Source organism: Streptomyces sp. NPDC050439, assembly GCF_040655335.1.
Classification (GTDB): domain Bacteria; phylum Actinomycetota; class Actinomycetes; order Streptomycetales; family Streptomycetaceae; genus Streptomyces.
Genome location: NZ_JBFAJT010000007.1, coordinates 149,387 through 169,620, shown reverse-complemented (window position 1 = coordinate 169,620; position 20,234 = coordinate 149,387). Strand labels below are relative to the sequence as shown.

The window sequence follows — 20,234 nt, the reverse complement described above, 5'->3', positions numbered from 1 at the left end:
CTACGGCCGCAGCGCCCTCAGCAGCAGGTCCGCCAAGTGGTCGGCGACCTGCTGCGGGGTGAGCGGGCCGCCCGGGCGGTACCAGGTGGACAGGTGGTGGACCGAGCCGAAGTGGTAGTCCACCACCAGGTCCGCGGGGGTCGCCTTGGAGAAGACGCCGGCCTCCTGGCCCTCCTCGATCAGCGCGCGGAACCGCTCGTGGTAGCGGCGGCGCTCGGAGCGCACCTGCTTGTTCTTCTCCGGGCTCAGATGGTGCATGGAGCGGAAGAAGATCGAGGCGTCGTCGAGGTTGTCGATCGTCGTGACGACGACGTCCGCCGCCGCGTCCCGCACCCGCTGCTCGATGGGGGCGTCGGCGTCCGCGTAGGCGTCGAGACGCTCCTGCTGGACGCGCAGCACCCGCGCGTACACCTCGTGCAGGAGGTCGTCCTTCGAGCCGAAGTAGTGGTAGAGCGCGCCCTTGGTGACGCCTGCCGACTCCACGATCTCCTGCACCGATGTGCGGTCGTAGCCGCGGTCGGCGAAGAGCCGCGTGGCGGCGGCGAGCAGCCGCTGAGGGACGGGCGTGCCGTCACCGTCCGTCGTCCTGGCCACTGCCGCCACCTGCCTTTCGGGGATTCAGCTCTCGTCGTGCCGAGAGCTCGTGTCGTTGTTTGTGTCGTTGCGGGAACGCAGTTCCCGCCGGAGGATCTTCCCACTTGTGGTCTTCGGCAGCTCCGGCAGGATCTCGACCGCGCGGGGGTACTTGTACGCCGCAAGCCGTTCCTTGCAGTACGCCGCCAGGTCGTCCGGCGCGACGTCGGCCTGCGGGCGCAGGCTGACGAAGGCCTTGACCGTCTCGCCGCGGTAGCTGTCCGGGACGCCGATGACCGCCGCCTCGCGGACGGCTGCGTGACTGTAGAGGACGTCCTCCACCTCGCGCGGCCATACCTTGAAACCGGAGGCGTTGATCATGTCCTTCTTGCGGTCGACCACGTAGAGCCAGCCCTGCTCGTCCATGAAGCCGATGTCGCCGGTGCGCAGTTCGCCGTCGGGGAACGCCTCGTCCGTGGCTTCGGGGCGCTTCCAGTAGCCGGGCACGACCTGCGGGCCGCGCACGGTGATCTCGCCCTGTTCCCCGAAGGGGACGTCCGCGCCGTGGTCGTCGACGATCCTGACGACCGTCTCGGGGCCGGGGACGCCGACGGCGAGGGTGCCGGAGACCGGGTCGACCGGCGCCTCCTGGCCCGGCGGCACGGAGGCGCAGGGCGCGGTGCACTCGGTGAGCCCGTACCCGTTGTGGATGTAGGGGCCGAAGCCCGCGCGGAACTTCTCCACCAGGGCGGGCGGCAGCGGCGCGCCGCCCGAGGAGATCATCGCGAAGGAGTCGAAGTGCTCCCGCGTGACGGAGGGGTGGGCGGCGAGCGCCATGAAGGCCGTGGACGGGCCCACGGTGTACGCCGGCTTGTGCTCGGCGAAGGCGTCGAGGACCACTCCGGCCTCGAAGCGGTAGGCGAGCGCGAGGGTGCCGGCGTTGGTCAGACAGGCGGCGACCTGAGCGACCATGCCGGTGATGTGGAAGAGCGGCGCCATCGCGAAGTAGCAGGCGCCTTCGGGGATGCCGGAGCCCGTGCGCTGCCGCTCGGCGTTGTAGGTGATGTTTCCGTGGGTGTTCATGGCGCCCTTGGGCTGACCGCTCGTACCCGACGTGTAGCTGATGAGGGCGATGTCGGCGGGGCCCAGCTGCCGGTCGCCGGGGGCCGGGAGTCCCTGCCGGGCGACGGTCACCAGGTCGTCGGCGTCGGCGGCCTGCGGGAGGCGCTCGAAGTCCAGGACGCGGGTGTCGCCCCGGGTCTGCAGGTCGAGCTGGCAGGCGGTGAGCACGACGCGTACGGGCGAGGCGGCGGCCGTCTCGCGCAGATACGTCTCCCAGGCGCGGTCGGAGCAGATCAGCGCCGTCACGTCGGCGTCCGCGAGGACGTGCCCGACCTCCGCCGACTTGTACATGGGGTTCACCGGCACGACCGTGGCGCCCGCCTTCCACGCGCCGAGCAGCGCGATCACGAAGTGCGGGGTGTTCTGCAGCAGGATCGCGACCCGGTCGCCCCGGGCGAGCCCGCGTGCGGCGAGGTGCCCGGCGACGGAGTCGGTGAGGGCGTCCACCTCGCGGTAGCTCAGGCGCCCGTCGAAGTAGGCGAGGGCCGTGTGCTCGGGGGCCCTCAGCACCGCGGCGCGGAAGGCGTGCACGACGGACGCGGCGGGCTCGACCGGGCCGCGTTGGGCCTCGCTGAGGCGGCCGAGCCAGGGCTTGGCGGCGTAGATGGACGCACCGGCGGCCGTGGCGGAGGCCGTGAGGGAGCCGGTCCTGGTGGAGTCGCTCACCGGTCCGTCGCCTCCCACTTCTGCTGGATGTGGTTCATGCCGGTGAGCCATTTGTCCGGTTCGGCGGCGCGGATGCGGTAGTACTCGGCCACCTCGGGGTGCGGCAGGATCAGGAAGCGGCCCTCCTCCATCCCGGTGAAGAGCGCGTCCGCGACGTCGTCCGGTTCGATCGCGGTCGGGGTGAGCACGAGGTCGCCCGCGGTGCCGGTGGCGGCGAGCATGTCGGTGCGCACGCCCTGGGGGCAGATCGCGTGGACGTCGATCCCGCGATGGCGGTAGGTCAGCGAGAGCCACTCGGCGAAGGCGTACGCGCCGTGCTTGGTGACGCTGTAGGGCGCGGCGCCGATCATGGTGAGCAGCCCCGCAGCCGAGACGGTGGAGACGAAGCGGCCGCTGCCGCGCTCGAGCCACTCGGGCAGCAGCGCGTGGGCCGCGCGCACATGGGCCATGACGTTGACGTCCCAGGCCGTGGCCCAGACCTCTTCGGGCGCGGCCTCCGAGCCGCCGGAGCCGAGGCCCGCGTTGGCGCAGTACACGTCCACGGTGCCGCTCAGCGCGTCTCTGGCCTCGGCCACGACCGCAGACGCGTCGCCGGCCACGGCGACGGCACCGATCTCGTCGGCCACCGCCTTGGCCTTGGCGGCGTCCAGGTCGTTGACCACGACGCGCGCCCCGGCGGCGGCGAACCGGCGGGCCAGCGCGGCCCCGATCCCGCCTCCGGCACCGGTGACGACAACTCCCTTGTCCTGCAAGGTCTCCACGATCAGTCTCCTTCGACTGCGGCTCCGCTGTGATCGCAGACTAACCAGTCGGTATGTTCGGATGGAAGAGGGTCGGGCAGCCAGGTTCGTTCCCCGGCCGCGGTCCGCGCGCTAGCGTGCGTGGCCATGACAGCCACCGCGCACACGGAGGTCTCTGCATGAACCTGTCCCGCCGCAGCTTCTCCAGACGGGGCCTGCTGGCCGCCGGCACCGCCACGGCCCTCACATCGGCGGCCCCGGCGGCCGCCGCGGGAGGCGGGGGCGGATCGGGCGGCGGCCGGAGGCTGCGCACCGGCTTCGACCGCCTGGCCGCCGACGGATACGCGCTCCTGGACGGCGAGCGGGTCGGTGTCGTCACCAATCCGACCGGCGTGACCAGGGACGTCCGCCACATCGTCGACGTCATGCACGCCGACGAGCGAGTGGACCTGGTAGCGGTCTTCGGCCCCGAGCACGGCTTCCGTGGCACGGCGCAGGCGGGTGGTTCCGAGGGCCGGTACGACGACCCTGCCACCGGGCTTCCGGTCTACGACACGTACCAGAAGAGCGGCAAGGCCCTCGCCGACATCTTCACGGCGTCCGGCGTCGACACGATCGTCTTCGACATCCAGGACGTGGGGGCGCGCTTCTACACGTACATCTGGACGCTCTTCGACTGCATGGAGTCGGCCGAGCTCGCGGGGAAACGGTTCGTCGTCCTCGACCGGCCGAATCCGGTGACGGGACGCGCCGCGCTGGGACCCGTGCTGCACAAGGAGTTCGCGACGTTCGTCGGCCGGCAGCCGATAGCGCAGGCGCACGGGATGACGGTGACGGAGCTCGCGCTGCTGTTCAACGGCGAGTTCCTGGAGCGCCCGGTCGAGCTGGAGACCGTACGGATGACGGGCTGGAAGCGCTCGGACTTCTACGACGCCTCCGAGCTCCCGTGGGTGCCGCCGAGCCCGAACATGCCCACGCCCGAGACCGCCCTGGTCTACAGCGGCACCTGCCTCTTCGAGGGCACGAACCTCTCCGAGGGGCGCGGCACGACCCGCCCCTTCGAGTTGCTGGGCGCCGAGGGCATCGACCGGAAGTGGGCTGCCGCCGCGAACGATGCCGGGCTGCGCGGCGTGGACTTCAGGGAGGCGTATTTCGCGCCGACGTTCTCCAAGTTCCAGGGCAAGACGATCGGCGGCGTGCAGCTCCATGTGCACGACCGGGAGTCGTTCGACCCGGTGCGCACCGGTATCGCGCTCCTTGTGACCGCCAAGAAGACGTGGAGCGGCTTCGCCTGGCGCCCCGACAACTGGATCGACAAGCTGACGGGCACCACGCGGGTCCGCACCATGATCGACGCGGGCGCGGGCACGGACGAGGTGGTGGCCGGCTGGCACGACGATCTCGCTCGGTTCCGCGCCGTGCGCAAGCGGTACCTGCGCTACTCGTAGGCCTTCGCCGGAGAAGGTGGGGAAGGCCCCACCGGTGAGAGGGGTGCCTGCCGGGTGGCAGGCGCCCCTGCCGGGCCGGAATCCTGATCTTTAGCTCCGTACACCCGAGTTGAGGAGATCCGGCATGGCACGGACAGCACGACGCACCGTCCCCCTGGCGGTGGCCGGCACGCTCGGCCTGGGGGTGCTCGTCGCCCCTCAGGCCGGCGCGGCGCCGGCGTCCACCGATCCGGTCCCGGCGATCGAACGAGCGGCTCACCCCTTGCGCTCGACCGATCCGGGCGGTTCCACGAAGGACCTGCGGCCGATGGGCCGGATGGTGGGTGACGCTTCGGTGGTGGGCCTGGGTGAGGCCACACATGGTTCGCACGAGTTCTTCACGATGAAGGACCGCGTCTTTCGCTATCTCGTGGAGGAGAAGGGGTTCACCACCTTCTCGCAGGAGGTCAGCTGGACCACGGGCCTGCGTTTCGACGCGTACGTGCGCGGGGGCAAGGGAGACGTGCGCGAGCTGGTCCACAAGGAGCTGGCGAAGACGCCCTGGGACACCGAGGAGTACGTCGAGCTCCTGACCTGGATGCGCAACTACAACGACAAGCACCCGCACCGCCAGGTGCGTTTCATGGGCAACGACCTCAACTACCCCGAGATCGGCGCCGAGTTGTTCGACGGCGTGGAAGACTACGTCCGCGCCCATGAGCCCGGTCTGCTGCCCAGGATCACCGAGCTGTACGCGCCGATCCGCCGCCTCGCGGACGGGGACACGTACATGGCCAGGCCGCTGAAGGAGCGCGAAGAGCTTTCCGGGAAGGCACGGGAGGCGCACGACCTGCTGAAGGAACTGCGACCCGCCTCCTCCGACCGCGAGTTCACCCTGGCCCTGCAGCACGCCCGGTCCGTCTCGCAGACCGCCACGATCTACGCCTTCCCCTTCGACACTCCCGAAGGCATCAAGGACGGCATGCTCTACCGCGACCGCCTCATGGCGCGGAACACCGCGTGGTGGCAGCGGCAGACCGGCGACAAGGTGCTTCTGTCGGCGCACAACGCCCATGTGGGGTACGAGAGTTACGACCCCCGCTACCCGAAGATGCAGGGCGCCTTCCTGCGGGACCGGCTCGGCGAGCGCTACGTCAGCATCGGGTTCACCTTCGACCGGGGCTCGCTCATGGCGCAGAGCGCGGAGTCCGAGGTGTGGAAGCCGCGCTCCGTGGGCGCCGCCACGCGCGGGATGAACGAGCACACGCTCGACAAGGTGCGGCACGACGACTACTTCCTGGACATGCGGACCGCTCCCGCGACCGCCCGGAAGTGGCTGGGCAAGAGCCGCCTGACCAAGAGCATCGGCACGGCGTTCCCGGACGGCCCGCACCAGATCCGGCTCGCGCCCTCGCACGACATCCTCATCCATCTGCACCGCGTCACCGCAGCTCACCGCCAGGACCGGTGAAGCGGTCTCAATGACCGAGACAAGCCGTCCCGGGTATTGACTGGCCCCTACATCCAACGCGACAGTGCCGGTCGTGCGGAGCGAATCGACAGCAGCAGAGAAAGAGCAGGTCCCGGACGCGGACGGCAGCCCCGAGAGCATGCGCCGGGTGGCCGTGGCCTCGTTCATCGGGACGGCCATCGAGTTCTACGACTTCTACATCTACGGCACGGCGGCCGCGCTCGTCCTGAACGAGGCGTTCTTCCCGACCCTGGACCCGGTCAACGCCACCCTCGCCTCCTTCTCCACCTATGCGGTGGCGTTCGCGGCGCGGCCCATCGGCTCGGTGGTCTTCGGGCACTTCGGCGACCGTGTCGGCCGCAAGTCGGTGCTCGTGGCCTCGCTGCTCCTGATGGGTCTGTCGACGGCGCTCGTCGGACTCCTGCCCGGATACGGCACCCTGGGCATCTGGGCGCCCGTCCTGCTGATCCTGCTGCGCTTCCTGCAGGGCATCGGGCTCGGCGGCGAGTGGGGCGGGGCCGCGCTGCTCGCCGTGGAACACGCGCCGAAGAAGAAACGCGGCCTGTACGCGGCCTTCCCGCAACTCGGCCCGTCCGTCGGGTTCTTCGCGGCGACCGGCATCTTCTGGCTGCTCTCGGCGGTCCTGTCCGACGACGCGTTCCGCTCCTGGGGCTGGCGCGTGCCGTTCCTGCTCTCCTTCCTGCTCGTCGGCGTCGGACTCTTCGTCCGGCTGCGGATCAGCGAGACGCCGGTCTTCGCGAAGGTCATGGACGCGCAAGAGGCCAGCAAGGTCCCCACGCTCGACGTGCTGCGCCACCATCCGCGTGAACTGCTGCTCGGCGCGGGCGGGATGGTCGTCGCGTACGGCCTCTTCTACACGGCGACGACGTACTGCCTCGCCTACTCCACCGGCACCCTGGGCGTCTCCCGCAACACCATGCTGGGCCTCTCGCTGGTGGCCTGTCTCTTCCTCGCGGCCGGCACGTGGCTCGCCGCGACGCGCTCCGACGGCGCCGGACGCCGCAAGCTGGTCCTGGTGGGCGCCGGGCTCGCGGTGGTGTGGGGCCTGGTGCTCTTCCCGCTCCTGGACACCGAGCAGCCGGTGCTCATGGCGCTGGCGCTCGGCGGCGCGCTGTTCTGCATGGGGGTCGTCTACGGGCCGATGGGCGCCTACCTGCCGGAGCTGTTCGGCACGAAGGTGCGCTACTCGGGCGCCTCGCTCGCCTACAACCTGGGCGGTGTGCTGGGCGGCGCGGTCTCCCCGCTGGTGGCGACCCGGCTGCAGTCCGCGTTCGGTTCGTCGTCGGTGGGCTGGTACGTGAGCGCCATGGCCGTCGTGTCCCTGGTGTGCGTCCTCGCGCTGCCGGAAACGCGCGAGCGGGAACTGGCGTAGCTTCCCTTGCGGGACATCTGGTCAGTACACCGGCGCCGCAGGACGATGACCGCGTGGAGCCCTACTGGGAACTGACCTTCGACGCCGACGGGGATGTCGACACCACGCAACGCGACCATCTCCTCGCCGAGGTGGCCGACGAGAACGTCACCGATCTCCTCGTCCTCGCGCACGGCTGGAACAACGACCAAGACATGGCGACCGACCTCTACCGGCGGTTCTACACGCCGTGCCGCGACCTCGCGGGATCGCGCGTACGCCTGGGGTACGTGGGCGTGCTCTGGCCCGCCATCCGCTTCCCCGACGAACGGATCCCGGACTTCGAGCCGTCGGTCACGGCCACCGGGCCGGGTCCGGTGCCGGGCGCGGGACCTCTGCTCGACGAGCCGACGCGGCTGCTGCTCGCCCGCACGTTCCCCGATCACGACGACGACCTGCGGCGGATCGGTGCACTCCTCGAGGAGCGCTCCGAGGTGCCCACGCGTCTCTACGAGTACAGCCGCCTGGTGCGCAATCTGGTCGCCGTGCACCAGAACAGTGCCGCCTGGCGCTTCGCCAACGACACCTGGACGGGTCTGCCCGCCATGCTGACCGACGACGCGGTCGAGGTGTGCCAGGTGTTCGCCGCGGCGATGGAGGGCACCGGCCAGCAGGAGCTCTTCGGCAGCCTGCGCAAACGTCTCTGGAACGGGGCGCACGAAGTTCTCCGCCAGGCCAGCTACTACGCCATGAAACGCCGGGCGGGCTCCGTGGGCCAGCTGGGGCTCGGCCCCGCGATCGGACTGCTGGCCCGGGAGGCACCGAACGTACGGGTGCATCTCATCGGGCACAGCTTCGGCGCACGGCTCGTGTCGTACGCCCTGCGCGGGATGCCGGCGTCGGTGCGCAGCGTGAAGTCCACGACCCTGCTCCAAGGGGCCTTCTCGCACTACGCGTTCTCCAAGCGGCTGCCGCACGCGCCCTCGCGCAGCGGCGCGCTCAGCGGCGTGCAGCGGCGGATCGACGGGCCGCTGGTGTCCTGCTACTCACGGCACGACGACGCCCTGGGCAAGATCTACCCCCTGGCGTCGAAGATCGCCGGTGACTCCTCGACCTTCCTCGGTCTCTGGGAGCGCTGGGGCGCCATCGGGTACGACGGCATCCGGGCGGTGGACGGCGCCAGACGCGTCAAACTGGGCCGGGCGATCCCGGCCAAGGGGTGCGTCAGTGTGGACGCGTCGTCGGTGGTGCGGCGCGGTGGTCCGCCCTCCGGCGCGCACAGCGACATCTGCCACGAGGAACTGGCGCGTGTCGTGTTCGCCGCAGGGCGGATCCCGCTCACGTAATTCCCTTTCTCCTAGCGGTGCTCGGGAAATTCGACGATCTGCTGGTAGGTGGGCCGGTTCTGCCACTGGACCGGCCCGTGCGTGATGCCGCCGAGCGCCCGGTGGATGATCGAGTCCGCGCACCACTGCTCGCCCGGCTTGCAGCTGTCGTCGCCGGGATAGACCTCGGTGGCGGGCTTGGCGACGGCCTGCGTCAGGGTGGCAAGGAGCGCGTCACGGCAGGCGTCCAGCTTCCCCTCGCCGCAGTATGTGTCCCCGAGCGCGCCTTCCACGGGCTGCCCGAGCACGGCCCGCAGGTCCTTGTCCGCGTAGCCCCACCAGCCGTACTGGAAGGCCGAACCGGCGTGCGCCCCGGTCGGCCCGTGCCCGGCCGACGGTGCCTCGTCGGTGCTCAGCTGCCCCGTCAGCGCCTCGTACAGCTCCTTGCCAAGGCCCGGCTTGAACTCCGCCTCGATCAGCAGGGGCCACCAGGCGTCCATGATGCGTACGGCGTCGGGGTGGGCGTAGGTCTTGGAGCCCGCCGCTGTCTGATTCCGCTGCGAGCCCGCCTTTCGCCAGGCCTCCAGCTGCTGGACCGCCTTGGCCTGCTGGGGGTCGGTGACGGGCTTGCTCCGCACCACCTTGAGCAGTTCGGGGAGCACCTGTTCGCCGCGCAGGTCGGTGACCGCCGCCTCGGACATGGCCTGGGTCAGTGCGGCGCGCGTGACGCCGCCTTCCTCGGTGAGCTTCTTCACCCGTCCGTCGAGCAGGTCACCGCGGTGCACGGCGCTCAGGCCGAAGCCCGCCGTGCTGAAGTCCTTGGCCTGCTTGTTGTTCCAGGAGATGTAGTAGTCCTGGTTGACGGACTGCGGGTGTTCGGCGGACGGAGTCTGTGCCGATGTGTTGTTCTCCGGGTCGAAGTCCTGCCACTCGTAGGCCTTCTGGGCCTTGACCGGCAGGGCGGGGTCGATGTCCTTCGCGCGCTCGGGGTTGGCGCCGCTGTTGTAGTACGCGGTGTCGCGCGAGTCGGCGTAGAACCAGTTGAAGGCGTAGCTGATGTTCTCGGCGGCCTTCTTGAACGTCGAGGCGTCCTTGACGTACGTCGGGTCGTTCAGCATCTGGAAGCCGATGATCGAGTCGGCCTCGTGGCGGTAGGTGGAGCGCAGCGAGACGTACGCGACGGGCTTGCCCTCGACGCTCGCGCGGTGCGTCACGACGCCGTACTTCGTGCGGAACACCTGCATGCGGTAGGAGCCCGCGGCCGTGGAGTCGGCGAGGGTCGGCTTCCAGGAGTTCTTGCGCTCCATCTTCTCCATGGGGGTGCAGGTGCCGTCGTGGAGATAGTGGGCGGACTGCTTGGTGGGGGTGCCGCCGCCCGGTTCGCAGAGTTCGACGGCGTACGTGTCGGTGATGTCCTGCCCGGCGGACGTGGCCGACCAGGCGTAGTCCTGGCCGCGCCCCAGCTGGACGTACATGCCGACGCCCGCGAAGGAGACGCCGCGCGCACTGATGCCGGGGCCCTGGAGCTCCTGCTGCATGAGGAGCTGCGGGGCGAAGTAGCCGGTCTGCGGGCCGAAGACGGCGACGGGGTTTCCGCTCGCGGTGTGCTTGCCGGAGACGAGGAGAGCGTTCGACATGCCCTTCTTGTGGCCGTCCTGCCGGAACAGGTCCTCGGGCAGCACCCCGTCGTCGTACATCCCCTGGAGCGGCTTGAGCTTCTTGGGCGCCTTCACCGGGTCCTTGGGGGCCTTGTCCCCGGACGCGGGCTTTGCGCCGCCCTCGCGGTCGTACACCAGCTGCTCGCGCTCGACCGAACCGGCGTCGGGCATCGCGGTGCCGCGGGCGTTCTCCGGCTTGCCCGCGTACGGGAAGCTCGTGCCGTCGTGGACGGTCTGGACGGCCTCGGGGTCGTTGCGGGCGCGGAAGGACTCCCAGACCTTCGTGCCCTTCTCGACGCCGTACTTCTCCTGGGACTTGAGGAGGGAGAGGGCCGCGTCGACCTCTCCGCCGCCGCCGTTGCCGAAGAGACCGCCGACGACGGACGCGAGCGCGATCATGTCGGTGATCTTGAAGGGCTGGATCTCACCGATGTTGGTGATCGCGTCGATCTTGCCGGTGAGGACGTACTCACCCGGGAAGTAGCGGCCGTTCTTCGACTTCACGCGATAGGCGTTGAGGCCGTCGATGTAGGCCTGGGCGTCCTCCATGGCCTGCTTGCCGCGCTCGCCCTGCGTCGTCCTGATGTACTCGACCTGCTTCTCCAGGTCCTTCTCCGTGTACGGGGCCTGCGGCCAGAACTGCTGCTCCAGGCCCTGGTTGGCGAGCGCGCCGCCCGCGAAGGACGTCAGCTCGCCGCGGCCGATGTGCCGGAAGAGGTCGATCAGCCAGAGCCGGTCCTGCCCGGCCGCGAAGCCCGCCCCGAACTCGGTGCCGTAGCGCGTGGAGCCCTTGATGTGCGGGATGCCGTACTTCTTGTCCCGGGTGATCGTCACGTCGTCGCGCGGTCTGGTGACGGAGGCGACCTGGCCTTCGCGCACGCCGAAGGACGCGTCGTTGAAGAACTCCGTCAGCTTGTCGTCGGTGAGGGACGGATAGCCGGAGGAGAGCGCGTCGTAGGGGCCCAACTGGTCGTTCGCGTGCTTGGGCTGGGTGCCCAGGACGCGGTGGGCGAGTATCTCGGCGAGCGTGGCGTTCCCGTTCGCGCCGGGCGGCAGGATGTCCGCGCACTGCCCCTCGCAGTAGTCCGTCGCGGCGGGTTGAGGCTCTTCGGTGTCGGCAGCCGCCCCCGGCTGCGGTGCGAGGAGGGACGCGGCGAGGGCGAGTGCCGCGGTGGCGGTGAGGGTTCTGAGCCGGTCGATGCGTCGTCGCATGGGTGCTCCTCTGGGCTCCGCTCGTGCTCCTGTGGGGTGGAGTTGAGGCGGAGGTTACTGGCGGGTTGCCGAACCCGGAAGATGAACATGCGTCGCTTTTTCAAAATGCGCACATAGCTCCAGCTCACCGCCGCCTTATGTCGTCCGCCGAAAACTCGGGGGGAAGTCGAGGGAGCCGAATCGCAAGTCGATACGTCTACTCGGCAACGTCCGAGAACGTGCGACGGAGGTGCAGGGCGATGGCCGGATTCCGGAGTCTCGCGAGACAGGTGCGCGATCCGCTGAGCGATTTGGCACTGCGGCGGTATTCACTGCGCAAGTGCCTGGAGAGGTTCGCCCCTTACGGCCACCGGGCGACCTGGGATCATTTGTGCTCCCGGGCGGGCTTCGGGCCCGAGGACCGCTCTCCCGACCCGGCGCGGCTGGTGGCCGCGCTCGATGAGCTGGAGGCGGCGCGCGCGGTCTGGCTCGCCTACGAGCGGGACTTCGCGGAGCGCCGCCGCAAGGAGAAGCACGACGGGCTCCGCCGGCCCGGCAGCGTGGACGACTGGCACCGGTGCACCTGGGGCGGCTTCGGGGTCGCCTGGTGCGACGATCCCGGCGTCCACCCCTCGGGACCGCTCGCCGAGGTGCTGCGGCGGCTGATCGCGGCGCTGGAGCGGGAGCCGGGCACGGTGTGCCCGGTGTGCGACCGCACCGACCTCGTCTGGACGCACGGCCTGGCGCACGAGCCCTCCGCGGGCGCCGTCTGCACGGGCTGCGGCATCGTCGTGCCGGCCCCGGTGCTCACGCCCGCCGCGATGGCGCGGGCACGGGCGCGGCGGGCACGGCCGCTGGTCTCGGCATGAGGTGCGGCCGGAGCGTCCGCGGGCGTACGGCGGCTAGGGCGTCGCCACGTCCGTCTGTATGGCCAGCTTGAACTCGGCGAACATGAGCGGTGCGGCGATCTTCACGTCGCCGGGGCCGCGCGCCGACATCTTCAGGCCGACCGGTGTCTGCGGGCGGACGAACATCTGCCACATGTGCGTCCGGTACTGCCCGCCCCTGGTGGGCATCCAGTCGGTGGTGGCCGTGGAGTCGTAGCCGGTGGAGGCGCCGAGCGGGTCGCGCACGAAGCGCGCGCGGTACTCGGTGGGCCGGTCGTCCGGCTCCCAGAAGATCATCGCCGACAGGGTGCCCCAGCCGTGATGGCTCGGCCAGATGAGCCCGGACCTGGCGTCCGGGAAACCTGACGGGCTGGTGGCGCCTTTGCCGGGGTCGTGCATGTGCCACGGGTCGTACGACTCGTCGGTGCCCGTGTACGGAAAACGCACGAGGTGGTAGCCGTCGCTGTCGTAGGTGATCTTCTGCCGCCCCGAGCGCTCGGCACTCCACAGCAACGAGCAGATGGCTATTCCCATCGGCCTTCCCCCTGTGAGTCGTCTGTGTGTCGTCGTCTGTGCTGTCCTGTGGTGATGCAGGTATGTCTGAACGGCGCCCGCGGCGCGGGCGATGGTGCGTTGATCCCCCTGTCACCCGGGGCGATGGCCGAGTCCGCGGCGGCGGCCGTCGCGGCGGGCGCGCGGGACGTTCATGTTCACCCCAAGTCCCCCTGTGGGCAAGACACGTTGGCGCCACGTGCGGTTGCGGCCGCGCTGGAAGCGGTCCGTTCCGTGACCTCCGTGCCGGTCGGGGTGACCACGGGCGCCTGGGCGGAGGCCGACCCCAGGGAGCGGGTGGCGCGCATCCGGGCGTGGACCGTGCTGCCCGACCACGCGTCGGTGAACTGGCACGAGCCCGGGGCGGAGGCGGTGGCCGAGGCCCTGCTGGACCGGGGCGTGGGCGTGGAGGCCGGCATCTGGTCCGGCACGGACGGCACGGAACGCTTCATGGCGTCGCCGCTCGGCCCGCGCGTCCTGCGGGTCCTCGCGGAGGTGACGGACCCCGACCCCGCCACGGCCCGCGACTCGGCCCGCGCCCTCCTCACCGTGCTCGGCCGCTCCCACGGCCGCCCCGTCCTGCTGCACGGCGAGGAGGCAGGCACCTGGCCCGTACTACGCCTCGCGGGCCGCCTGGGCCTGGCCACCCGCATCGGCCTGGAGGACACCCTGGTCCTGCCGGACGGCGAACGAGCGGAGTCAAACGCTCAGTTGGTCTCTACGGCACTGTCGATGTACGGGACGCCGTCCCGGTAGGGGTGGCCCCGGCGCGCGAGAGCGTGACGTTAGCAGCCACATATTTGGTCGCTCCAGTGCTTTGTCGTCGGCACAGTTGGTGGTGATGAACGTCGTGATCCCGTGTCCACGCGGCACGTAGGAACCAGGAGCCCGTCCCATGTCGACGCTGCGCGTCACCGCCGAAGTGCTGACCATTCACGAGCATCCCAACGCCGATGCCCTCGAACTGGCCCAGGTGGGCCTGTATCGCGCGGTCGTCGCCAAGGGCGTCTATCGGAGCGGGGATACGGCGCTCTACATACCGGAGCAGGCTGTCCTGCCCGTCGAGTTGATCGACGAGCTGGGGCTCACCGGGCGGCTCGCGGGCGGCAAGGCGGATCGGGTCAAGGCGGTGCGGTTGCGGGGTGAGTTGTCGCAGGGCATCGTGTGCCGGCCTCGGGCGCTCGCGGAGGTGGATTTGGCGCGGGCCGCGGCGGAGGGCACGGACTTCGCGGACCGGCTCGGTGTCGTGAAGTGGGTGCCGCCGATACCGCCCACCATGAACGGTGACGTCGAGGCCGCACCCGACCTGCTGCCGTGGGTCGACATCGAGAACATCCAGCGCCACCCGGACATCTTCGCGCCCGGCGAGCCGGTGGTCCTCACGGAGAAGCTGCACGGTTCCGCCTGCCTGCTGACCTACGTCGCCGATGCGGGCGGCCGGGTGCATGTCTCCTCGAAGGGCTTTGGGGCCAAGTCCCTTGCCCTGAAGGAAGATGCGCGCAATCTGTACTGGCGCGCGGTACATGGGCACGGAGTCGCGGCCGCGGCCGCCGCCCTGGCCGAGCGGCTCGGCGCGCGCCGGGTCGGGATCTTCGGGGAGGTGTACGGCGCCGGAGTCCAGGACCTCACGTACGGCGCCGACGGACGCCGCGAGACGCTCGGTTACGCGGTCTTCGACGTGAGCGCCGAGATCGACGGCGAGGTCCGGTGGCTGGACCCCGCGGCCCTGCTCAAGGACCGGCTCCCCTTGGTGCCGCGCCTGTACGAGGGCCCGTACGACGCCGAGCACGTCCTGGCGGTCGCCTCGGGCCGCGAGACGGTGTCCGGGCGCGCCCTGCATCTGCGGGAGGGCGTCGTGATCCGGCCCGCGGTCGAGCGGTACTCCCCCGTGACCGGCGGCCGCGCCATCGCCAAGGCGGTCAGCGCGGCCTATCTGACGAGGAAGGGCGGCACGGAGTTCGAGTGACCCCCGGGGCGAGCGACCTGGCGGACGGGCAGGCGGCCATCTCAGTGGCCCCGCTCGTCCGTCACCCGCACCCCGTCCGCGATCCCCACCACCAACATCCGCGTCCCCTCCTCCAACGGACGCCAGCGGTGCGGTAGTTCGGCCGCGCAGTACAGCGTGTCCCCGCGGTCCAGGCGGTACACGGAGCCGTCCGCCTCCACCTCGGCCGAGCCGTCGGCCACGTAGAGGATCTCGTCGTTGCGGTGGCGGTACTCGCGGCCCCAGTCGTGGTCCCCGGTGAACTCCAGGGCGTGCAGCCGCTGGTGGCCGCGGACCAGCGGACGCATCCGGGCCTCCCGGTCGCCCTTGCCCTCGCCCACCGAGGCCGAGTCACCGCGCACCACGTCCACCGGCTTCGGCGGATCCGCCGAGGCGAGGAGCTGGACGGCCGTGGTGTCCAGGGCGTCGGCGATGCGCTGCAAGGACCCCATGCTGGGCCGGGAGCGGCCGTTCTCCACCTGGCTGAGGAAGGGCGCCGAGACCCCCGCCCGCGCCGCCACGTCCGCCAGCGTCAGGTCAAGGGCCCGGCGGAGCCTGCGGATCCCGGGACCGACCTGCGGGACGCCCGCCGCACTTTCCTCACTCGTACCCATGTCCCTCAGCATATCCGTCGGGTTAACCTCTTCGGCACCACTTAAGAAAGTTAAGTGCGCGCAGTCGAGCGCACCTGACCGAGAGGACGGGACTTCCATGACCCGCGACATGACCCGCGTGGACCAGAATCAGCGCCGCCGCCGTGGCACCGGCCTGATGGCCCTGGACGAGGGCGCCAGTTTTGGCGGCTACACCCTCTTCGCCCCGCTCACCGGCAGCGGCGAGGTCTACCTCGTCGACGCCCACGGCGAGATCGCCCACCAGTGGAACCTCCCGCACCGCCCGGGACGGCACGCGCGGATCCTGCCGAACGGCAACCTCGCCTACAACGGCGTACTCCCCGACGAGCCCGCGCTCTTCCCCATGTGGCACAAGTACCGCGGCGGGATCATGCAGGAGATCGCCCCGGACGGCACGGTCCTGCGCGAGCACCGCGACCGCTTCCAGCACCACGACGCGCACCACTACGGCGACGGCCGGCTCCTCTACACGGCACTCGAACCCCTGACCGGCGAGGACGCCGCGGCCGTCCGCGGAGGCGTGCCCGGGTCCGAGGCCTCCGACGGGACCGTGTGGGCCGACACCATCGTCGAGGTGGACGCCGAGGGGAACACCACCTGGGAGTGGAAGGTCTCCGAGCACCTCGGCCGCGCGGACTTCCCGCTCCACCCCGACTACGCCCGCGAGCACTACCCGCTGATCAACAGCGTCCTGCCGACGAGCGACGGCAACATCCTCGCCAGCTTCCGCTCGGTCTCCGCCGTCGTCGTCATATCCCGTGAGACGGGCGACATCATCTGGCGCTCGGAGCCCGGCGTCGTGTCCCAGCAGCACTGCCCGACCGAACTGCCGAACGGCAACTTCCTCGTCTTCGACAACGGCGTCTTCCGGCCGCACTGGGACGTGCCGTTCAGCCGGGTCATCGAGATCGAGCGTTCCAGCGGCAAGGTCGTCTGGGAGTACCACGACCCGGCCCGCGAGTCGTTCTTCGCGCCGTTCATGGGCAGCGCCCAGCGACTGCCGAACGGCAACACCCTGATCACCGACTCCCCCGCGGGCCGCCTCTTCGAGGTCACCGCGGACGGCTACCTCTGCTGGGAGTACGTCGTGCCGTTCTTCGGCGGCTACGAGGAGGAAGAGGTCCGCAAACTCTTCCCGTCGGAGCCCAACGCCGTCTTCCGCGCCTACCGTTACGCCGCCTCCGAACTGCCCTGGCTCACCCCGGCTCCCGCACCAGCGAAGGGCTGAGCCCGTGGTGGCCGCCGTCGACGAGCGCCTTCCGCTGCCGCGCCTCGCACCGCTCGCCCTCCAGCACCTCCTCGCCGGGATCGCCGCGCCCGTCTCCTCGGTGATCCTGATCGGCACGACGCTGCGGCTGACCACCGCTCAGACGGCCTCGCTGCTCAGCGCCACGCTGGTGCTGTGCGGCATCGGGGCGCTGCTCCAGTCGCTCGGCGTAAGGGCGCTGCGGGTCGGCGCCCGGCTGCCGTTCCTGATGCTGCCGGGCGGGGCGGCGGTGGCGATCTTCCTGCAGATCGGGAAGGAGTACGGGGCCGCGACGGCGTCCGGCTCCGTCCTGATCGCCGGGGTGTTCCTGATCTGCGTACTACCCTTCTACGGACGTGTGGTGCGGCTGTTCCCGCCCCTGGTGATGGGGACGACGGTCGTCCTCATCGGCATCAACATGATCAAGGTGACGGCCCCGATGGTGGCGTCGGGGCCGGGACCCGGGTTCGCGACGCTCGGCGTCATCGCGCTGCTCTTCCTCGTCCTGCGGGGCGTGTGGCGGCAGATGGCGGTGCTGTTCGGCCTCGTGGGCGGCACGGCCATCGCGCTGCTGCTCGGCACGGACATCCATCTCGCCTCCGGCGCCGCGTTCGCGCTGCCGGACCCCTTCCCGTACGGCGCCCCGCACTTCGACCTGCTCGCGGCGATCCCGCTGCTGGTCTTCGCGCTCGCCTCGCTCGCCGAGGCCACCGGCCAGACCGTGCTCAACAGCGAGGCGGTCGGCCGCACCCCGGACGCGGGCCGGGACGTGCCGCGCATCGCCCGCGCCGACGCCCTCGTGTCGCTGGGCGCCGGTGTCTTCGGCACGTCCTTGATGGTGACGAGCGCCGAGAACATCGGCATCGTCCAACTGACGCGCGTACGCAGCAGGTTCGTCACGGCGGGCGCGGGCGTACTGCTCGTCGTCTGCGGTCTGCTGACCCCGCTGACGCGCCTGCTCGCCGCCATCCCCGAGCCGGTGGTCGGCGCGGCGGGTCTGGTGATCTACGCGGTGATCGCCGTCCTCGGCTTCAGCATGCTGTCCCGGGTCGACCTCACGCACGGCACCGACAGCATCGTGGTGGCTCTGGCCCTGGTCGTGGGGCTGCTGCCGGTGATGACCCCGGGCCTGTACGCACCGCTGCCGCCCTGGGCGCACACGATCTTCGGCAGCGGAGTGGCCGCGGGCGCGCTCGCCGCCGTGATCCTCAGCGTGGCCTTCCGCCATCTGGGGCCGCGCGACCGGCCCGAAGCCGCGCCCGAGGTCACCCCCGAGGTCACGACTGAGGCCGGCGCTCCACCAACAGACGGGAGCCGGTGAGGCGTTCGCCGAAGACGTCGTCGGGGTTGGAGAGCACGCAGTTCTCCAGGGAGAGGCAGCCGCAGCCGATGCAGTCGGTGAGGTGATCGCGCAACCGCCCCAACTGCTTGATCCGCTCGTCCAGTTCGGAGCGCCAGTCCTCCGAGAGGCGCGCCCAGTCCTCGCGGGTCGGGGTGCGCTCCTCGGGGAGCGAGTCGAGCGCCTCGCGGATCGTGGCGAGCGGAATGCCCACGCGCTGCGCGGCACGGACGAAGGCGACGCGGCGCAGCGCGTCACGGTGGTAGCGGCGCTGGTTGCCCGAGGTGCGGCGGCTGGTGATCAGGCCCTTGGTCTCGTAGAAGTGCAGGGCGGAGACGGCGGCGCCGCTGCGGGCCGAGAGCTGGCCGACGGTGAGCTCATGGATCTTCTCTGGGATCTGGGGCACCCCTCCAACCCTAATGGCAGATCCGCCGCCCGCGATGACCGGTCCGTTGACACACGTCGGCGTACGCAGCATGCTGAGCAACCGCTTAGTTCGTACATTTTGAGGAGGCCAGGGACATGGCAGAGCCGAGGATCTTCGCGTCGGCCGACGACCTGCGTGCCGGGGTCGGCGAGCAGCTCGGGCACAGCGAGTGGCTGGAGGTCGACCAGAAGCGGATCGACCTGTTCGCCGACGCCACGGGCGACCACCAGTGGATCCACGTGGACGCGGAGAAGGCGGCCCAGGGCCCCTTCAAGACGACCATCGCGCACGGCTATCTGACGCTGTCGCTGCTGCCGAGCCTGGTGCCGGAGGTCATGCGCGTCGAGGGCATGAAGATGGGCGTCAACTACGGCACCAACAAGGTCCGCTTCCCCTCGCCGGTGCCCTCGGGCTCCCGGGTGCGGGCGACCGCCGTGCTCAAGGAGGTCGAGCCGACCAAGGACGGCGGCGTCCAGGTCACCGCCGTGGTCACCGTCGAGCGCGAGGGCAGCGAGAAGCCCGCCTGCGTCGCGGAGTCGGTCTCGCGCTACTACTTCTGAGGCGGCCGGGGGCTCAGGAGTCCTGCTTCTTGGCCCCCACCATCCGCAGCACGAGGTCGGCGTAGAGCGCGCCGACCTCGTCGGGCGTCCGGGTGCCCGCGACGTTGAACCAGCGGGCCACGTCGATGCAGAGCGAGAGCACGGCAAGGGTGGTGCCCGGCACGTCGGGGACGTCGAACTCCCCGTCCCGCACCCCGTCGTTGATCATGTCCCGCACGGCGGCGTCCGACTGGCGGCGCAGCGCGACGATCTCCGTGCGGTGCTCCTCGCCGAGCGCGTCCAGCTCGTACTGGACCACGCGGGCGGTGGTGTGATGGTCGGCGTGCCAGCGCACGAAGGACCGTACGGCGTCGGCGAGCCGCTCCGCCGCGCCGCCCGGACCGTCGGCCGCGGTGCGCAGGACCCGCAGGGCCTTGTCGTGGCCGATCCGGCTGATGCGGTGGAGCAGCTCTTCCTTGGTCTTGTAGTGGATGTAGAGCGCCGCCGGGCTCATGCCGGCGCGGCCCGCGATGTCCCGGGTCGTCGTCGCGTGGTACCCACGCTCGGCGAAGGCCTCGACGGCGGCGATCAGCAGCCGCCGCGCCGCATCGGGCGTGACCTCGCCCCATGGCAGGTCATCGCCCTCGGTCTGCTCCGCCGTGCTCATCGCCCACTCCTTCCGCCGGTCGGGAGGGACACCATACCCCTGACGGTGAGCAAGCGCTTAGGACGCCGGTCAGGCCGCCGGCTTGAACGGGTCGTGTTCGGCCAGAATCTTCTCCAGACGGGCCTGGTCGACGCGGCTGACGAGCTGGTCCGCCTCCTGCCGGTCCCTGATCACCTTGGCGAGGGTGAACGCGGAGGTCGTCAGGTACAGGACGGAGACGGCGAGGAAGGCGCGGATCCAGCCGCTGACGTCGAGGCTGTAGACGCCGATCGCCACGGCGCCGATCGCCACGGCGAACGACGCGATGGCCTGACCGTAGTAGGCGGTGCTGTTCTGCTGCTTGACCGGTGCCGGTGTCTCACTCATGGTCAGAGCTTCGCCCGGGAGCGGCCGCGCCACATCCGTTGCCGTAC

Annotated in this window: 19 protein-coding genes; 10 read left to right on the top strand and 9 right to left on the bottom strand. The window is 70.6% G+C overall.

Features of this window, described 5'->3' with window-relative positions; all coding sequences use genetic code 11:
* The 3 genes from AB0I66_RS28545 to AB0I66_RS28535 are packed head-to-tail and all read right to left on the bottom strand — an operon-like array spanning nt 1 to nt 3,125.
* Entirely contained in the window at nt 1-594 is a 594-nt protein-coding gene (locus tag AB0I66_RS28545; RefSeq protein ID WP_363210818.1) for a TetR/AcrR family transcriptional regulator, read from the bottom strand.
* Between the two features lie 24 nt (nt 595-618).
* Nucleotides 619-2,361: an AMP-binding protein gene (locus tag AB0I66_RS28540; protein WP_363210817.1), complete on the bottom strand. Its 1,743-nt coding sequence runs from the start codon at nt 2,359-2,361 to the stop codon at nt 619-621.
* Nucleotides 2,358-3,125: an SDR family oxidoreductase gene (locus AB0I66_RS28535; protein ID WP_363211138.1), complete on the bottom strand. Its 768-nt coding sequence runs from the start codon at nt 3,123-3,125 to the stop codon at nt 2,358-2,360. Before AB0I66_RS28535 ends, AB0I66_RS28540 begins: the two co-directional genes overlap by 4 nt.
* A 155-nt stretch (nt 3,126-3,280) precedes the next feature.
* Between AB0I66_RS28535 and AB0I66_RS28530 the strand changes: the two genes are divergently transcribed.
* The 4 genes from AB0I66_RS28530 to AB0I66_RS28515 all read left to right on the top strand — a co-directional run bounded on the left by AB0I66_RS28530 (nt 3,281) and on the right by AB0I66_RS28515 (nt 8,717).
* Nucleotides 3,281-4,549 carry a DUF1343 domain-containing protein gene (locus tag AB0I66_RS28530; protein WP_363210816.1) on the top strand — a complete coding sequence of 423 codons (1,269 nt, stop codon included), beginning with the start codon at nt 3,281-3,283 and terminating at the stop codon, nt 4,547-4,549.
* A 124-nt stretch (nt 4,550-4,673) separates the two neighbouring features.
* Nucleotides 4,674-5,999, top strand: a complete 1,326-nt coding sequence (locus AB0I66_RS28525; RefSeq protein ID WP_363210815.1) for an erythromycin esterase family protein — start codon at nt 4,674-4,676, stop codon at nt 5,997-5,999.
* A 139-nt stretch (nt 6,000-6,138) separates the two neighbouring features.
* Nucleotides 6,139-7,392, top strand: coding sequence for an MFS transporter (locus tag AB0I66_RS28520; RefSeq protein WP_363211137.1), 1,254 nt, complete (start codon nt 6,139-6,141; stop codon nt 7,390-7,392).
* A gap of 53 nt (nt 7,393-7,445) precedes the next feature.
* The gene (locus tag AB0I66_RS28515; protein ID WP_363210814.1) at nt 7,446-8,717 is read left to right on the top strand and encodes a serine-threonine protein kinase; all 1,272 of its coding nucleotides are present in this window, start codon (nt 7,446-7,448) and stop codon (nt 8,715-8,717) included.
* A gap of 11 nt (nt 8,718-8,728) precedes the next feature.
* Here the strand turns inward: AB0I66_RS28515 and AB0I66_RS28510 are convergent, their stop codons facing one another.
* Entirely contained in the window at nt 8,729-11,566 is a 2,838-nt protein-coding gene (locus AB0I66_RS28510; protein WP_363210813.1) for a penicillin acylase family protein, read from the bottom strand.
* 239 nt (nt 11,567-11,805) lie between these two features.
* On the opposite strand from AB0I66_RS28510, the gene AB0I66_RS28505 reads away from it, so the two are divergent.
* Nucleotides 11,806-12,414: a hypothetical protein gene (locus tag AB0I66_RS28505; protein WP_363210812.1), complete on the top strand. Its 609-nt coding sequence runs from the start codon at nt 11,806-11,808 to the stop codon at nt 12,412-12,414.
* A 33-nt stretch (nt 12,415-12,447) separates the two neighbouring features.
* On the opposite strand, the gene AB0I66_RS28500 is transcribed toward AB0I66_RS28505, so the two are convergent.
* Nucleotides 12,448-12,966, bottom strand: coding sequence for a hypothetical protein (locus AB0I66_RS28500; protein WP_363210811.1), 519 nt, complete (start codon nt 12,964-12,966; stop codon nt 12,448-12,450).
* 51 nt (nt 12,967-13,017) lie between these two features.
* Between AB0I66_RS28500 and AB0I66_RS28495 the strand changes: the two genes are divergently transcribed.
* Together AB0I66_RS28495 and AB0I66_RS28490 are read left to right on the top strand one after the other, a co-directional pair.
* The gene (locus AB0I66_RS28495) at nt 13,018-13,740 is read left to right on the top strand and encodes a 3-keto-5-aminohexanoate cleavage protein (RefSeq protein ID WP_363210810.1); all 723 of its coding nucleotides are present in this window, start codon (nt 13,018-13,020) and stop codon (nt 13,738-13,740) included.
* 139 nt (nt 13,741-13,879) lie between these two features.
* Complete coding sequence (locus AB0I66_RS28490; RefSeq protein WP_363210809.1) at nt 13,880-14,950, top strand: RNA ligase (ATP); 1,071 nt, start codon at nt 13,880-13,882, stop codon at nt 14,948-14,950.
* A 41-nt stretch (nt 14,951-14,991) separates the two neighbouring features.
* Here AB0I66_RS28490 and AB0I66_RS28485 read toward each other — a convergent pair whose 3' ends face one another.
* Entirely contained in the window at nt 14,992-15,582 is a 591-nt protein-coding gene (locus tag AB0I66_RS28485) for an XRE family transcriptional regulator (RefSeq protein WP_363210808.1), read from the bottom strand.
* 97 nt (nt 15,583-15,679) lie between these two features.
* On the opposite strand from AB0I66_RS28485, the gene AB0I66_RS28480 reads away from it, so the two are divergent.
* Both AB0I66_RS28480 and AB0I66_RS28475 read left to right on the top strand, forming a co-directional pair.
* Entirely contained in the window at nt 15,680-16,831 is a 1,152-nt protein-coding gene (locus tag AB0I66_RS28480) for an aryl-sulfate sulfotransferase (RefSeq protein WP_363210807.1), read from the top strand.
* 4 nt (nt 16,832-16,835) lie between these two features.
* A complete protein-coding gene (locus AB0I66_RS28475; protein WP_363210806.1) occupies nt 16,836-18,170 on the top strand; it encodes a solute carrier family 23 protein in 1,335 nt (444 codons plus the stop codon).
* Here the strand turns inward: AB0I66_RS28475 and soxR are convergent.
* A complete protein-coding gene (soxR, locus tag AB0I66_RS28470; protein ID WP_363210805.1) occupies nt 18,127-18,594 on the bottom strand; it encodes a redox-sensitive transcriptional activator SoxR in 468 nt (155 codons plus the stop codon). The two genes, AB0I66_RS28475 and soxR, sit on opposite strands and share 44 nt — an antisense overlap.
* A 116-nt stretch (nt 18,595-18,710) precedes the next feature.
* On the opposite strand from soxR, the gene AB0I66_RS28465 reads away from it, so the two are divergent.
* Nucleotides 18,711-19,175: a MaoC family dehydratase gene (locus tag AB0I66_RS28465; protein WP_363210804.1), complete on the top strand. Its 465-nt coding sequence runs from the start codon at nt 18,711-18,713 to the stop codon at nt 19,173-19,175.
* Nucleotides 19,176-19,188: 13 nt separating this feature from the next.
* Here the strand turns inward: AB0I66_RS28465 and AB0I66_RS28460 are convergent, their stop codons facing one another.
* Both AB0I66_RS28460 and AB0I66_RS28455 read right to left on the bottom strand, forming a co-directional pair.
* Nucleotides 19,189-19,821, bottom strand: coding sequence for a TetR/AcrR family transcriptional regulator (locus AB0I66_RS28460; RefSeq protein WP_363210803.1), 633 nt, complete (start codon nt 19,819-19,821; stop codon nt 19,189-19,191).
* A 69-nt stretch (nt 19,822-19,890) separates the two neighbouring features.
* On the bottom strand, nt 19,891-20,187 hold the full coding sequence (locus AB0I66_RS28455; RefSeq protein ID WP_363210802.1) for a YiaA/YiaB family inner membrane protein: 297 nt from the start codon (nt 20,185-20,187) through the stop codon (nt 19,891-19,893).
* Nucleotides 20,188-20,234: the final 47 nt, after the last annotated feature.

What these genes read in the sequence shown, in the direction of transcription:
- AB0I66_RS28485 (WP_363210808.1), bottom strand. Translation starts at nt 15,582, where the DNA reads ATGGGTACGAGTGAGGAAAGTGCGGCGGGCGTCCCGCAGGTCGGTCCC.
- AB0I66_RS28500 (WP_363210811.1), bottom strand. Translation starts at nt 12,966, where the DNA reads ATGGGAATAGCCATCTGCTCGTTGCTGTGGAGTGCCGAGCGCTCGGGG.
- AB0I66_RS28530 (WP_363210816.1), top strand. Translation starts at nt 3,281, where the DNA reads ATGAACCTGTCCCGCCGCAGCTTCTCCAGACGGGGCCTGCTGGCCGCC.
- AB0I66_RS28490 (WP_363210809.1), top strand. Translation starts at nt 13,880, where the DNA reads ATGTCGACGCTGCGCGTCACCGCCGAAGTGCTGACCATTCACGAGCAT.
- AB0I66_RS28480 (WP_363210807.1), top strand. Translation starts at nt 15,680, where the DNA reads ATGACCCGCGACATGACCCGCGTGGACCAGAATCAGCGCCGCCGCCGT.
- AB0I66_RS28465 (WP_363210804.1), top strand. Translation starts at nt 18,711, where the DNA reads ATGGCAGAGCCGAGGATCTTCGCGTCGGCCGACGACCTGCGTGCCGGG.
- AB0I66_RS28505 (WP_363210812.1), top strand. Translation starts at nt 11,806, where the DNA reads ATGGCCGGATTCCGGAGTCTCGCGAGACAGGTGCGCGATCCGCTGAGC.
- AB0I66_RS28525 (WP_363210815.1), top strand. Translation starts at nt 4,674, where the DNA reads ATGGCACGGACAGCACGACGCACCGTCCCCCTGGCGGTGGCCGGCACG.
- AB0I66_RS28460 (WP_363210803.1), bottom strand. Translation starts at nt 19,821, where the DNA reads ATGAGCACGGCGGAGCAGACCGAGGGCGATGACCTGCCATGGGGCGAG.
- AB0I66_RS28455 (WP_363210802.1), bottom strand. Translation starts at nt 20,187, where the DNA reads ATGAGTGAGACACCGGCACCGGTCAAGCAGCAGAACAGCACCGCCTAC.
- AB0I66_RS28520 (WP_363211137.1), top strand. Translation starts at nt 6,139, where the DNA reads ATGCGCCGGGTGGCCGTGGCCTCGTTCATCGGGACGGCCATCGAGTTC.
- AB0I66_RS28510 (WP_363210813.1), bottom strand. Translation starts at nt 11,566, where the DNA reads ATGCGACGACGCATCGACCGGCTCAGAACCCTCACCGCCACCGCGGCA.